Origin of the sequence: Sphingobium cloacae (genome assembly GCF_002355855.1) — a bacterium.
Classification (GTDB): Bacteria; Pseudomonadota; Alphaproteobacteria; order Sphingomonadales; family Sphingomonadaceae; genus Sphingobium; species Sphingobium cloacae.
Genome location: NZ_AP017658.1, coordinates 30,367 through 43,728, shown reverse-complemented (window position 1 = coordinate 43,728; position 13,362 = coordinate 30,367). Strand labels below are relative to the sequence as shown.

General features: G+C 61.2%; 9 protein-coding genes and 4 pseudogenes. 7 read left to right on the top strand and 6 right to left on the bottom strand.

The features are described 5' to 3' along the window. Positions 1–149 precede the first annotated feature (149 nt). The 3 genes from SCLO_RS21605 to SCLO_RS21595 are packed head-to-tail and all read left to right on the top strand — an operon-like array spanning position 150 to position 1,023. Positions 150–428 carry a CopG family ribbon-helix-helix protein gene (locus SCLO_RS21605; protein WP_066522401.1) on the top strand — a complete coding sequence of 93 codons (279 nt, stop codon included), beginning with the start codon at positions 150–152 and terminating at the stop codon, positions 426–428. Continuing rightward, the gene (locus SCLO_RS21600; RefSeq protein ID WP_066522399.1) at positions 416–709 is read left to right on the top strand and encodes a type II toxin-antitoxin system RelE/ParE family toxin; all 294 of its coding nucleotides are present in this window, start codon (positions 416–418) and stop codon (positions 707–709) included. The genes SCLO_RS21605 and SCLO_RS21600 overlap by 13 nt, the downstream gene beginning before the upstream one ends. A 47-nt stretch (positions 710–756) precedes the next feature. Next, positions 757–1,023, top strand: coding sequence for an XRE family transcriptional regulator (locus SCLO_RS21595; protein ID WP_083949265.1), 267 nt, complete (start codon positions 757–759; stop codon positions 1,021–1,023). On the opposite strand, the pseudogene SCLO_RS21590 reads toward SCLO_RS21595, so the two are convergent. Then, positions 1,020–3,464 (bottom strand): annotated as a pseudogene (locus tag SCLO_RS21590) (Tn3 family transposase); the annotation flags it as partial. The gene SCLO_RS21595 and the pseudogene SCLO_RS21590 sit on opposite strands and share 4 nt — an antisense overlap. Positions 3,465–3,509: 45 nt before the next feature. Then, positions 3,510–4,274 (bottom strand): IS6 family transposase, encoded by a 765-nt coding sequence (locus tag SCLO_RS21585; protein WP_066522521.1) that lies wholly within the window; start codon positions 4,272–4,274, stop codon positions 3,510–3,512. Positions 4,275–4,569: 295 nt separating this feature from the next. Here SCLO_RS21585 and SCLO_RS21580 point away from each other — a divergent pair, with 295 nt between their 5' ends. Beyond that, positions 4,570–5,562 carry a metallophosphoesterase family protein gene (locus SCLO_RS21580; RefSeq protein ID WP_123905556.1) on the top strand — a complete coding sequence of 331 codons (993 nt, stop codon included), beginning with the start codon at positions 4,570–4,572 and terminating at the stop codon, positions 5,560–5,562. Positions 5,563–5,750: 188 nt separating this feature from the next. Here the strand turns inward: SCLO_RS21580 and SCLO_RS21575 are convergent, their stop codons facing one another. Next, positions 5,751–6,515 (bottom strand): IS6 family transposase, encoded by a 765-nt coding sequence (locus SCLO_RS21575; protein ID WP_066522521.1) that lies wholly within the window; start codon positions 6,513–6,515, stop codon positions 5,751–5,753. Positions 6,516–6,582: 67 nt separating this feature from the next. Here SCLO_RS21575 and SCLO_RS21570 point away from each other — a divergent pair, with 67 nt between their 5' ends. Both SCLO_RS21570 and SCLO_RS21565 read left to right on the top strand, forming a co-directional pair. Next, on the top strand, positions 6,583–7,143 hold the full coding sequence (locus SCLO_RS21570) for a recombinase family protein (RefSeq protein WP_011950653.1): 561 nt from the start codon (positions 6,583–6,585) through the stop codon (positions 7,141–7,143). A gap of 21 nt (positions 7,144–7,164) precedes the next feature. Then, positions 7,165–7,962, top strand: a pseudogene (locus SCLO_RS21565) (type IV secretory system conjugative DNA transfer family protein); the annotation flags it as partial. Here SCLO_RS21565 and SCLO_RS21560 read toward each other — a convergent pair. Then, a pseudogene (locus tag SCLO_RS21560) lies at positions 7,947–8,093 on the bottom strand (GrpB family protein); the annotation flags it as partial. The pseudogenes SCLO_RS21565 and SCLO_RS21560 overlap by 16 nt on opposite strands. Positions 8,094–9,096: 1,003 nt before the next feature. Here SCLO_RS21560 and SCLO_RS21555 point away from each other — a divergent pair. Continuing rightward, a pseudogene (locus SCLO_RS21555) lies at positions 9,097–9,291 on the top strand (replication initiation protein); the annotation flags it as partial. Positions 9,292–9,352: 61 nt separating this feature from the next. On the opposite strand, the gene SCLO_RS21550 reads toward SCLO_RS21555, so the two are convergent. Both SCLO_RS21550 and SCLO_RS21545 read right to left on the bottom strand, forming a co-directional pair. Further along, positions 9,353–10,219 carry a recombinase family protein gene (locus SCLO_RS21550; protein ID WP_006961816.1) on the bottom strand — a complete coding sequence of 289 codons (867 nt, stop codon included), beginning with the start codon at positions 10,217–10,219 and terminating at the stop codon, positions 9,353–9,355. Between the two features lie 142 nt (positions 10,220–10,361). Further along, a complete protein-coding gene (locus SCLO_RS21545) occupies positions 10,362–13,271 on the bottom strand; it encodes a Tn3 family transposase (RefSeq protein WP_006961814.1) in 2,910 nt (969 codons plus the stop codon). Positions 13,272–13,362: the final 91 nt, after the last annotated feature.

Sequence of the window (13,362 nt, the reverse complement as noted above, 5' to 3'; positions counted from 1 at the left end):
CGCAAACGCCCCCTGAAATGACGATAGCACGGCTTCTGTATGTGAAATGACGAAAGCGCCCCAGCGCACACCAAGGGAAGGGATGGACGGCGGGGCAGGGATAGCGTATCTTAGCGCGAGGCAATACCTTGCGCTAAGGAGGTCGCAATATGGCAGCGGCAACATCTATCAAGCTGGACGATACCCTGAAAGGGCGCGTGCAGCACTTGGCCGACGCGCGCCGTCGCAGCTCGCATTGGATCATGCGCGAAGCCATCGCGCAGTATGTCGAGCGCGAGGAAAAGCGCGAGGCGTTCAAGCAGGACGCGATACGGGCATGGGAGGAATATCAGCGGACGGGCTTGCATCTGACGCTTGAGGAAGCGGACGCCTGGTTGGCGAAGCTGGAAGCGGGCGAGGATGCGGAGCTGCCTAAGTGCCACGTCTGATCTGGACGCCGGAAGCACTGGCCGATGTTGACCGGCTCCATCGCTGGTTGAAGCCCAAGGACGCCGACGCGGCGAGCCGTGCGGTCGCGGCGATCCGGGCAGGGGTCAAGATTCTGGCGCAATCGCCGCGCGTCGGCCGACCTGCGGAAGATATGGACCCTGAATATCGGGAAAAGCTGATCGACTTTGGAGATAGCGGCTATGTCGTCCTGTATCGCCTCGACGGCGAGACGGTGGCGTTGCTGGCCGTTCGCCACCAAAAGGAGGCGGGCTATTCATAGGAAACGAGAATGGCGAATAGCTTAGCAAGCTGACCAGGGAGGCTCCAATGGCCGCTACCGCTTTCGTGCGCGCGCGTATCACCGCGCGGGTGAAGTCGTGGGACGTGCCGCAAGGCCAAGTCGCCAAAAGGCTCGGGCTGACACGGCTGCGCCTCAACGACCTCCTGCGCGGGAAGTTCAACGGATTCTCGCTGGATGATCTGATGACCATCGCGACGGCGGCGGGCGTCGAGCCGCCCGCCGCGCGCAAAAGCTCGTGGGACGATCTGCGCGGGATGGGGTCAGTTCTGGCTGAGGGCGGAATGACACCCTAAGCGGCGGAGTCCTTGGGCCAAAGGTACTCACCAGTGAGAAGGATGTGGGCCCACCCGAGCGGCGAGATATGGGCGAGAAGATGGTCGGGGGTATCGAGCCCTTCGCGGCGGCGAGCTTCGACGGCATGGCCGAGATGCAGGGTGTTCCAGTAGACGATGATGGCGGTCAGTAGGTTGAGGCCAGCGATCCGGTAATGCTGACCCTCCGTCGTGCGGTCGCGGATTTCGCCCTGACGGCCAATGCGCAGGGCATTTTTCAACGCATGATGTGCCTCACCTTTGTTGAGGCCCACCTGTGCACGGCGCTGCATACCGGCGTCGAGAATCCATTCGACGATGAATAGCGTCCGCTCGATCCGGCCCACCTCGCGCAGCGCGGCTGCAAGATCGTTCTGGCGCGGATAGGCGGCGAGCTTGCGCAAGATGCTGCTCGGCGCGACCTGCCCCGCGCTCATGGTGGCGGCGCAGCGGAACAGGTCGGGCCAGTTGGAAACGATCAGCGCCTCACGAACCTTGCCGCCCACCAGCGGGCGCAGCTCGCTCGGCGTGGTGGCAGGGTCGAATACGTACAGTCGTTTGGATGGGAGGTCGCGGATGCGCAGCACAAGGCGGTAGCCGAGCATGGCGCTGATCCCGAACAGATGATCGGTGAACCCGCCAGTGTCGGCGTATTGCTCTTCGATCCGTCGCCCTGCCTCATTCATCGTCAGCCCGTCGAGCAGGTAAGGTGCTTCGCTGACTGTGGCTGGAATAGTCCGCGATGCAAACGGCGCGAAGCGGTCGTTGACGTGAGTATAGGCCTTGATTCCGGGATCGTTGCTGTAGCGGGCGTTGATCGTGTTCATCGCCTCGCCCTGCCGTGCTGCGGGGAAGAACTGGCCATCGGCCGATGCGGCTCTACCCATACCCCACACCTGGGCCATCGGCAGCGCCCCTTGCGCCGCGACCACGTTGGCCAGCGCCTGGTCGATCGCCTCGCTTTCGACGTGCCAGCGCGCGAGACGGGAGAGTTGCCAATAGTCGTGGGTGTTGGAAGCCTCTGCCATCTTACGCAGGCCCAAATTCAGGCCCTCGGCGAGCAGGACGTTGAGCAGACCAATTCGGTCGCCGCACGGCACGCCGGTGCGCAGATGCGTGAAGGCATCGGTGAAACCCAGCGCGGTATCGACTTCGAGCAGCAGATCGGTGATGCGGACGGGCGGCAGGCGGCGATACAGATCGAGCATCAGATCCTCGATCCCATCCGGCGCGTCGGCGGTGAGGCGATCAATGCGCAGCGTGCCGTCTTCGATGCTGCCTTTCGGAATTGTACCGCTGCGCGCGGCGCGACCGAGCCGGGCAAGGCCATCGGCGAGACGCACCTTGCGGTCAGCCAGCCAGACATGCGGGTCGGACGGGACCGCTAGCTTCGCGGCATGCGCGACCGCCATCGGCACGAGGACGTGGCGCAGGTCACCATACCGATGCGAGCGGTCGAACCAGATGTCGCCCGAGCGCAGCGCGTCGCGCAGGTGGAACATGACCGCGACTTCCCGGAGGCGGGCATCATCATCGCCCTTCGCCCGCAACTGTCGCCGCCATTTGGAATGCGGGCGCAAGAAATCGTCGGCCGCCGGAACTGCGCCCCTGGTAGCGATGGCGGTAGCCGCGTCCAGCAAAGGCCGTGCAACCGCCGCAGCTTTGAGGTCGAGGCATCGCAGCATGCGCGGGGCATACCGACGGAAGCGGTGATACCCCTGATCAACATAGGCCAGCGGATCGTCGCCCAAGGTGTCCGTCAACGTCTTGGCCGTAGCGACGAGACTGGTGAGCCGTTCCCATCCCGCCCCGCGCGCGACCGCATCTTCCAGCGACGCGCCGTCGCCATGCGCTTCGAGCAATGATTGACCGAGTGCAGTGAAGCCGTTCAAAGTCGCAGTGGTAGCGCCTCTGGTTTCTACGACCCGCGCGTCATGCAGTTGCTTCGCGTCGCGCCAGGTGCGGCCAACGATCCGGTCATGTGTTTCGATCACCGCATCCGCCGTCGCAGTGGCCCATTCAATGACGCAAACCGCCATGATAGCGCGGCGCCGATCGGCGCCGAGATCGCGCAGGCCATCGGCGAAGTAGCGCTCGCCCTGCCGGCGTAGCCGGGCGACGCGATGCGGTGGAACACCGGCAAGTAAACCATCATTGAGGTTCATCGCGCGCAGGAACTCGAGCCGGTCGAGCAGCCGGTTCGCCGCGGCGGAGTTGTTGCCCGGCTCAATCCGGCGCAGCCAGATGAAGCGGCTGATCGCCCCCGGCAGCATCTCGGTAGTCAGTCGGTCGAGCCCATCACAGGCGACGGGATCGAGACGGGCTGCGATCCGCTTCTCGATCTGGCGTTCGGCGGCGACGAGCGCGTCCGCGCACAACCGCTCGATTGTCGTGATCGCTGGCAGGATGGTCATGGGGCTCTGTTGCAAACATGGGGGACTGCCGAGCGGCGTCACCCTGTTGGGGGATCAGGCAGCATTGGCGAAATGCTGATTGAGCACGTCCATGGCCTCGGTCATGACCGAGGGGCCAATGCCAAATGATCTTTCGATCAGACGCACCTCTCCCCTGATCCCTGGCTGCAGGCACCATGCCCGGGCCTGCCCTTTGCGCAGGGCGCGCATGACCTCGAAGCCCTTGATCGTGGCATAGGCTGTCGGCATCGATTTGAAACCACGCACGGGCTTGATCAGCATCTTGAGCTTGCCATGATCGGCCTCGATCACGTTGTTCAGATATTTTACCTGCCGGTGTTCGGTTTCCTCGGCGAGCTTCCCTTCTCGTTTCAACTCGGCGATTGCGGCGCCGTAGCTTGGTGCCTTGTCGGTGTTGAGTTTCGTTGGCTTCTCCCAGTCCTTCAATCCGCGAAGGGCTTTGCCCAGAAAGCGCTTCGCGGCTTTGGCGCTGCGGGTCGACGAAAGGAAGAAGTCGATCGTGTCGCCCCGTTTGTCGACCGCCCGGTACAGGTAGGTCCATTTGCCCCGAACCCTGACGTAGGTCTCATCCAGACGCCAACTCGGATCAAAGCCCCGCCGCCAGAACCAGCGCAACCGCTTCTCCATCTCCGGCGCATAGCGCTGCACCCAGCGATAGATGGTCGTGTGATCGACATCGATGCCACGATCCGCCAGCATTTCCTCGAGATCACGGTAGCTGATGCCGTACCGGCAGTACCAGCGGACCGCCCATAGGATGACTTCTCCGGTAAAATGCCGCCCTTTGAAATCGTCCATCACAACCGACCTTACCAATCCAAGGGCCCAACCTTGGCAACCGCATCAGAGTTTGCAACAGAGCCCGCCCTTCTCCATCGCGGTCGTGTCCGACACGCAAAATTATGTGAGTCATCGCAACCAGCGCGAAGGCGGCTTCCCCTTCGACACGCGCGAGATGCTGTACGATGTGATGGCCTATCTTGCGCGCAATGCCCGGAGCGCGGGCGGCGAGATCGCCTTCGTGTCAGGTCTTGGCGACAATTGGCAGCATCCGAGCATTGCGGAGCCCGACCAGCTCAGTCTCGACCGAGGCATGAGGGCGATCGGCAATCCGGTGATCGAGGATTTGCTCCCTGCATCGCCTGAACAGTTGCTCTCGATCGAGATGCCCGCCGCTCGCGCTGCCTGGAACATCATCGCCGATCGTTTGCCGTTCTGCGTGATCCCGGGAAATCACGATTATGATCATCTGTGGACGGACCACGAGTTTCCGGCGGAAATTGGCGGAGGTATCAAGGGCAACAAGGTCGAAGGGATTGGCGGCCTTCAGGTCTCGGGGCTCGCGAACTGGACGAACATATTCGGCGCCTCATCGCCGTTCTTCGATGGAAAGGCCTGGTACGTGTCATTCCATGACGAGGGATGCAGCTCGGCGCAGATCTTCAGCGCGGGCGGCTATCGCTTCCTTCATCTGGGCCTGGAAATGTGCCCGAATGAGGAGACGCTTGCCTGGGCTGACGGCGTCATCAATGCTTACCCCGGCCTTCCGACGATCGTCTCCATCCACGAGTTTCTCAATGAAGAAGGCGAGCGCGCGTCCATCGTCTATTTGGACATGACGCTGCGGGACAGCCGACGTTTTGGTCCGGCGCGGCTGTGGGAGCGCTTCATCTCGCGGCATGACCAGATCCTGATGACCCTCAATGGCCATTTCCACGGCGTGAGACACCGGATCGACCTCAACCAGCACGGGCACAAGGTTTACCAATTCCTGGTCAATTATCAGGGCCGCAAGCAGTCGCTCAAGGATACCGGCTCTTCCGCGAGAGTGATCGACGGCATCGGCGACGGGTGGCTGCGGCTGTTGCGGTTCGATCTCGCTGCGGCCATGCCGACCTTGTACCTTCGGGCTTATTCGACCCACTATAAGGGTTTTGCACCCGATCTGCCGCGCTACGCCGAATGGTATGGGAAAGAGCATCCCGGCATGCCCGCTGAGGAATTCCTGCGCCTCGACGATATAGCCTTCGATCTGGAAGATTTTCGACAGCGCTTCGGGCCGCCGGGCGCCGCAGCTGACCCGTAAGCTGGTGCGATCGGATCGGTGAACCGGAGCGCTCGATCCTAGCGCGGTCACCGCAAACTGTACGATCGTTCCGCCCAATTTCACCGCAACGCAGTCGGCTTCCCGGCTGTCGCCCAATCACGTCGGCAGCCCGGGGGGCTCTGTTGCAAACATGGGGGACTGCCGAGCGGCGTCACCCTGTTGGGGGATCAGGCAGCATTGGCGAAATGCTGATTGAGCACGTCCATGGCCTCGGTCATGACCGAGGGGCCAATGCCAAATGATCTTTCGATCAGACGCACCTCTCCCCTGATCCCTGGCTGCAGGCACCATGCCCGGGCCTGCCCTTTGCGCAGGGCGCGCATGACCTCGAAGCCCTTGATCGTGGCATAGGCTGTCGGCATCGATTTGAAACCACGCACGGGCTTGATCAGCATCTTGAGCTTGCCATGATCGGCCTCGATCACGTTGTTCAGATATTTTACCTGCCGGTGTTCGGTTTCCTCGGCGAGCTTCCCTTCTCGTTTCAACTCGGCGATTGCGGCGCCGTAGCTTGGTGCCTTGTCGGTGTTGAGTTTCGTTGGCTTCTCCCAGTCCTTCAATCCGCGAAGGGCTTTGCCCAGAAAGCGCTTCGCGGCTTTGGCGCTGCGGGTCGACGAAAGGAAGAAGTCGATCGTGTCGCCCCGTTTGTCGACCGCCCGGTACAGGTAGGTCCATTTGCCCCGAACCCTGACGTAGGTCTCATCCAGACGCCAACTCGGATCAAAGCCCCGCCGCCAGAACCAGCGCAACCGCTTCTCCATCTCCGGCGCATAGCGCTGCACCCAGCGATAGATGGTCGTGTGATCGACATCGATGCCACGATCCGCCAGCATTTCCTCGAGATCACGGTAGCTGATGCCGTACCGGCAGTACCAGCGGACCGCCCATAGGATGACTTCTCCGGTAAAATGCCGCCCTTTGAAATCGTCCATCACAACCGACCTTACCAATCCAAGGGCCCAACCTTGGCAACCGCATCAGAGTTTGCAACAGAGCCGCATGAAGCTCGGCTACGCGCGCGTTTCCACCGAGGATCAGAACTTGGAAATCCAGCGCGGTCGGCTCTCGGAGGCGGGCTGTGAAATGATGTTCGAAGAGAAAATATCGGGGGCCGCTCGTGGCCGGCCCGAGCTTGAAAAGCTGATGGGTCACCTGCGCAAAGACGATGTTCTCGTCGTCGCCCGCCTCGATCGTTTGGCGCGATCCACCATCGAACTCCTGCACATCGCGGAACGCATCAAGGAAAAGCAGGCAGGATTACAATCGCTTGATGAACCTTGGGCCGATACCACGTCCCCGTCTGGCGTGATGATCATGACCGTATTCGCTGGGATCGCCCAGTTCGAGCGGACTCTCATATTGAGCCGAACCGAGGAGGGGCGAAAGGCGGCGATGGCGCGCGGTGTGAGCTTCGGACGCCCAAAGAAAATGCGCCCAGATCAGGCGGAGCTCGCTCGCCAACTCGTTCTCGAGGGTAAGTCCATTAGCGCCGTCGCAAGGACCTTCAACGTTCACCCGGCCACCATCTATCGCTGTATCGAGCCAAACAGTGCCTTATGACACTTTCCTGTTCCGCTCAGCCGCACGACCCAAGCCCTGCGCGACTGCCTGACCTTCGCGCCTGACAATTTCCAAAGGATGCTGCGGGAAATGTCGGGCAGCACGCAGGCGCGCGGCCTGATCGCCCGCGCCGCCAACCGCCACCTGGGCAAGTCCGATCGCGAAGCCGCCGGCGTGCTGTCGGCCGCGCAGCGCCATACTCATTTCCTCGATAGCCCCCGCATGTCGGCCGTGCTGGGGCGCTCGGATTTCTCCTTCGCCGATGTGAAGGCGCGGCCCACGACGATCTATCTGGTGCTGCCGCCCGATCGGCTCGCCACCTATGCCCGCTGGCTGCGCCTGATGCTGGCGCAAGGGCTGACCGATTTCGCCCGCGCGCCGGCCTCCTCTGCCCGCCCTGTCCTGTTCCTGCTCGATGAATTTGCGGCGCTCGGCCGTCTCGAACCCGTCGAGCGCGCGATGGGCCTGATGGCCGGCTACGGCATCCAGCTCTGGCCGATCCTGCAAGACGTTCATCAGCTCCGCGCGCTCTACGAGCGCCGCGCCGGCACCTTCCTGTCCAACGCCGGCGTGCTGCAAGTGTTCGGGGTCAACGATCACGACAGCGCCAAGCTCGTTTCCGATCTGCTCGGCCAGGAGACGGTCGTGTTCGAGACCATGAGCCGCGCGATCGACAGCGATGAAACCGGCATATCGTTCGGGTCGCAGCATGTCGCGCGGCCCTTGCTCACGCCCGATGCGGGCAAGCTGGAAACGACCGGCATCAGGTCGAGAACGGGTTTGGCGGCGATGTCGGGAATCGACGTCGAACCGATGTGATGGACCGCCAGGATCGCGGCGACGCGCCGTTGAAGGCGCGCCGCTTCGTCGGCGGCGCGGACAGTCCAGCTTGGGTCATAGGGCGTGAGCCGAACGGGGGTGGACGCCGGCAAATTGAAATCCTTCGACATTCCACCTGATAGCATGGGACACGATCGCAAGGCAGGATCGGCGTGAGGGCGTTTAACGGCTCCACCCGCCAATCCGCAATCATTACGATATCATTTATATAGCGGAGCTATGGCGTTCTGCTACATGGCGCGCCGCGACGAAATCGTCTGGAAGCGCGGAAAACCGCGCTCTGGCGTGCGAAAGGTGAGTTTTGGGGTAGGTCCTCACCGTTGGCGATCGACGCCAGCGCCGGCCGATCGAGCGGGGTGTGTGAAACCACGAGGGTCTAGCTTCGGGAAATCGACCGCTAGGGAAGCCCGTAGAGCGCCGTCGACGTTCGACCCTCTCAACCTGTGCCTGACGCCTGAAAAGGGGCTGGGCGGGGCGGAAATCGCGCCTGTGGGGACGTTTCCGCCTTCCCTGCCCTCTCATGTTGGTCGCCGCGCTATCCGCATGGCTTTTCTGGAAAGCCAATTGGATGGTTGGGCTTGGTGGTGTGCTGGATGGTTAAGCGCAACGGTGGAGCTGGGTGCCAATCCAACAAAAGCGTGCCGGCGTAGCCGGCTCATTATGGGGATGCCGGGTGGGAGGATGGCTTTAGCCATCCGGGGCGGCCGAAGGCCGCGAGCCGGCGGGGCGAAGCCCCAAGAGGCGGCGCTTTTCTTTTCTCGGTGTGTGAAACCCCGCTAGTTGGGTAAAGTTATCCACAGGCGGGGCTACCCTAAAACTCACTGTTCGCGTTCTGATTCAAAGATTCTTCTTAGATTCAAGATTCGGGGTGCCTCAAACCCGCAGAAAACTTGGGAAAATGGCCTCAAAAAGTGAGTGTTGGGGTCGAGTCGCGTGAGTTTTGGGGTAGCCTTCGGTGAGTTTTGGGGTCGGTAAAAGTGAGTGTTGGGGTCGAGTCCGGTGAGCTTTGGGGTAGCCACCAAATCGACGGTGAGTTTTGGGGTATCCCCTCCCCGATCCCGATCGGGGAGCTTTAGGAATTGCCTAGCTCACCGCTGCTGCTAAAGTGAGGGCATGAATCGTGCAAGCTCACCTGTAAACAACGGAAAGGCAAAGGTTGCCCTGGGCGACGATACCGCCCTCACCCTCGCGCAAAAGGGGCGTGGAAACCCGTTCGATCCCGCCAATTACGGGGAAATCGTCAAACCCGGCGAGCTGGTCGATATTGTCGAGCTGTCCCCCCTCACCCTCGCCGATCGCCGAATCTGGCCCAGTCGGCCCGAAGCTGCGATTTTGGCCATGTTGAAGAACAAAGATTGAACATGGCGATCTACCAGGCTCGCTCTTGTCCTCCAATCTCGTAAACATCGGTCTCGATCGAGCACCTGTAGCTCTCTGCGATGTTGAACATCTCTGTCTGGAGAGATGCGATCTCATCATCGAGGCTGACGCCATCGGCACCCTGATCATAGGCGACGGTCAGCGTGTAATCGCAGTTCCCGGTCTTTTGCATCTGGTAATCCCGCTCCAGCATCGCCTCAATGCGCTCGCGAGCGGGCTTTCTGCCACGACCATGCTTGTTGAAGTTCTCGATGGTCAGATGCAGGGCGATGGTGACAGAAGGCGGCTTTTCCGGCAGCCCGATCCTTGAAGGAATGACGTCAAGCGCCCGATAGACGGTCATTCTTGAGATCTTGAGGTCGCGCGCGACGCTGGCCTTGCTCGCGCCGGCGGTGATCCGGCGTCGGATTTCATCGTCATCGATGTTTTTCTTCCGGCCTTTGTAGACGCCTTCGGCGCGCGCCGCCTCGATCCCGGCGCGCTGCCGGTCCTTGATGAACGTCAGTTCCATGTCCGCGACCATGCCCAGAATGGTGATCACCATCCGCCCCATGCTTCCGGCCGTCGTCACCTCCGGCTCAAGCACCCGCAATGAGGCTCCCTTCTGGTCGAGTTCATGAACCAGATTGAGAACATCGCGTGTGGAGCGACCGAGCCGATCGAGACGCAGGACGACGAGTTCGTCATCGGCGCGCAGGAACTGCATGATCGTCTCAAGCTCCGTGCGTCCAGTGCGCGATGCGCCCGAGCCTGTTTCGGAGCGGAGGATTTCACAGCCCGCTGCCTTCAACCGGGCAACCTGGATGTCGAGATCCTGGTCGATGGTGCTGACGCGGGCGTAGCCGACGCGGGTCATGGGCAAATCCGTCACATTAGGGTGGCTTTGCCCTCGTACAGTAACATTGGTGACGGAACCACCCTTTTGTGACATGTCGTATATGTCACTTCCGATCGTCACGTTCGGGTGCACCCAAATGGTGCGAGCGGAAAGGCCCCGGTCAGGCAGCAAGCCGCCCAAAATCGATCCGGCTATTCAGATCGAGGTCGAAGCGGCCATAAGGATTGACGTGGCTGTAAATCAGCGGTGTGAGGCCGCGATAATCATCCGGCGTCATCCGGCCCGTCCATTTCGGTTCCACCAGCACGCTCTGAAGCATTCGGGTGTTCACATAGACAAGCGACGCTTGCAGCAAATGTAGCGCCAGGACCGAGAGCTGCTGCTCATCGATGCGGTTAGTGGCGATCTCGCCGCCCTTGCCGAAGAAAACGAACCCATTGGCACTGTTCCAGTTTTCAACGACATTCAGGCCTTCATGAATTTCGCGGCGGAAGGACTCCTCGCGCAGATACCGGCACAGGAAGATCGTCTTGACCGCGCGGCCCAGCTCACTCAACGCCTTGTAGGTCGGGTGCATCACCTCGGAGCGGCTAAACCGGCGCAGGATCGCCTCCGGGTCGGCGGTTTTTGTCTGCATCGCGGCTGCATATTTGACCATCTCGTCATATTGCTGCTCGATCTCATCCCAGTTGATCGGACTGGAGAGGATCGGCTGCAAGTGGGGAAGCCGCGTTCGCATGCCGACATCGGGAAGAGCCAGCTTCTGGCGAGCGATCGCTTTCAGGCGGGGTGCAAGCTCAAATCCGAGAAGCCGGCAAAATGCAAAGCCAACCGCGCTTTGGCCATGACTATCAACATATTGTCGCTGGATTTCCATGTCGGTGCAATGGCGCAGCACGCCCTCGATCATGGAGGCGACCTCGGAGGAAGAGCAGCGCTTGAGCTGGGAATAGACGCATGTCGCGCGTCGTTCGACATGCCAGTAGATCATGACGCCCCGTCCACCATAACGCGCATGCCATTCCGTCATCAGGTTGCGATCCCAGGCTCCGAACTTTGTGGAATCTGACGCACAGGCCGTGCCGGCGTCCCCCCAGACTGCAGCATTGCGGATTGCCAGGGTCGCATTCGCAACCCTGGCACACGCCTCCTTGAGCGCCGCGGCATGAACGAAGCGGCGATGGACATGCAGCAGCTCTTCATAGCTGACATCGGGGGTGGCGCCGGCGATCCGCTTGAGCCCGGCATTCGTTCCCAGGCCGTAGAGGCATAGCAGGAGACGTTGATCCAGCGCGGTTTTCGGCAGTGCAACACGCGAGGCCGATGTTTCGAACGCTTCGAGAAGTCCCGTATCAAGGGCAGCCTCCTTCAGTACGTCGAGCAGCCCGGTCATCGGCCAGCGTTGGCCGATCTCGGTCTTGATCGAGGCGAGACCCCTGGGTTCGGGCAAGGGTTTGAACGGGGTGAGAGATATACGGTTCTCGCCGCGCCACAGCAGCCGAACCTTGTCGTTCCGGGGAATATTGGCATTGAGGAGCAACAGTTCCTGAGCAAGCTCTTCCCGGATGGCGCTTGAAAATGCACGCGCATCCGCCGTCAGGTTCAATCCTGTGTAATATGCTTCTCGCCGCGCATCGAAGTCCTTGGGAAGATCGTCATCGGGATTGCGGTATCGGTCCGCCCCGACAACCCAGATTTCCTTAGAACGGATGCGATCGCGCAGTTGCGCGAGGACACAAAGCTCATAACTGATCCGGTTTACGCGCCCCTCTTCATCAATGACGGAACTGCGCCATCTCGCCGGAATGACCTCGTCGACCGGCACTGCGTGCGGCGGCACGTAGCGGCATCCATCATCCACTTTGCTTCTGATCCAGTCCAGGGCCGCCAGCACCGGACGCCACACGGCGTTGTTCGACCGGAACTCCAGTGCCGAAAGCAGGCTTGGCAGCATACGGCGATAATGATTGGCCCATGACCTCCGCATCACCTTGTAGATCCGCCGATCCAAGGCGCCCTTTGCCTGGCTTTCCTTGATGATCGCCGCCAGTTTGTCCTTGCCGGCGATTGGGAAAATGACATCGCAGATGCGCCCGGATGGATCGTCGATCGAAGCGCTGGCAATCTCGACCAGGAGTCGCTCCTTGCCATAGACCCGCTCGATGTCTTTCGCGATATCGCCCACCACCTTGCGTTTCGAGCGCGATCCGATCTTATGGACCGTCTCGATCAGCAGGTCGACCATCGCATCCGTAAGCTGAGCTTCCCGCGCCATCAGATAAACGGCATAGAGCCCGAGCTGGCGCGCCGGTACATGCCGGCGCATCTCCGAGGCTTTCTCGCCGGCAACCCGGCGAACGATCTGATCGACCCATGCCTTGCCCGTGACCGATAGGAAATCTCGGGGAAGAGCAAGCCGTTGGATAAAGGCGAGTTTGGCGGTCACGCCAAGAATGTTTTCGAGCGTCGCCTGACCTGCATCCCCCTTCATCGTGTTGAAGCCGGTCGGGCCATCGGGATCGGCGAGCGAGGCTTCCAGCAAGGCGACCGCATCCGGCGCAAGCCGATCGCGGACTCGGGCCAACAGGGCCTCCAGATAGAGGTGTCGTTGCGAACGGACGAGGCGTTCCAGCTCCTTGCGCGACGGCCCATAGATACGGCGGTCGCGGCACCACAGGAAAACATGCTCGAGCATGGCATTGATCGGCTGCCCGCCCGCACAAAGATCGTCGGAAATCCACCTCGACAACGCCCTGCGATCCGTCTGCGTCATACGGCGGAACCCGAGATGCCGCAAAATCTCCGCGCAATGCCGGCGGGCGGTGCGCCCGGAAAAATCATAGTGGTTCACGGATTTGGCATCGAGACCAAGTTGCTCCGCCAGATACAAGACACCGTCGGAGGGTATCGACGCATGATCCGGCACAAAGAAGCCATGCCCGGCGAAAAATCTAAGCTGAACCGCCAATCCCAGTCGTGCCGTCTCCGCTTTGCCGGTCACGAACGCGATGTCCGAAAAACTCAGGCTCCAGGAGCCGATCAGATCCCCACTCGAAACGCCAAGGCTCATAACGCCGCTCCCTTATCGGAGCGGAACGTCGTTCCTCGCATGGGCGATCGTCAACAACAACCAGCCCGTTCCCGACGTGTTCTCCAAGATG

Bases quoted from the DNA above. Each gene is read 5' to 3' on its own strand.
- SCLO_RS21605 (WP_066522401.1), top strand. From the start codon at position 150: ATGGCAGCGGCAACATCTATCAAGCTGGACGATACCCTGAAAGGGCGC.
- SCLO_RS21595 (WP_083949265.1), top strand. From the start codon at position 757: ATGGCCGCTACCGCTTTCGTGCGCGCGCGTATCACCGCGCGGGTGAAG.
- SCLO_RS21585 (WP_066522521.1), bottom strand. From the start codon at position 4,274: ATGGACGATTTCAAAGGGCGGCATTTTACCGGAGAAGTCATCCTATGG.
- SCLO_RS21580 (WP_123905556.1), top strand. From the start codon at position 4,570: ATGAGGGCGATCGGCAATCCGGTGATCGAGGATTTGCTCCCTGCATCG.
- SCLO_RS21575 (WP_066522521.1), bottom strand. From the start codon at position 6,515: ATGGACGATTTCAAAGGGCGGCATTTTACCGGAGAAGTCATCCTATGG.
- SCLO_RS21570 (WP_011950653.1), top strand. From the start codon at position 6,583: ATGAAGCTCGGCTACGCGCGCGTTTCCACCGAGGATCAGAACTTGGAA.
- SCLO_RS21550 (WP_006961816.1), bottom strand. From the start codon at position 10,219: ATGACCCGCGTCGGCTACGCCCGCGTCAGCACCATCGACCAGGATCTC.
- SCLO_RS21545 (WP_006961814.1), bottom strand. From the start codon at position 13,271: ATGAGCCTTGGCGTTTCGAGTGGGGATCTGATCGGCTCCTGGAGCCTG.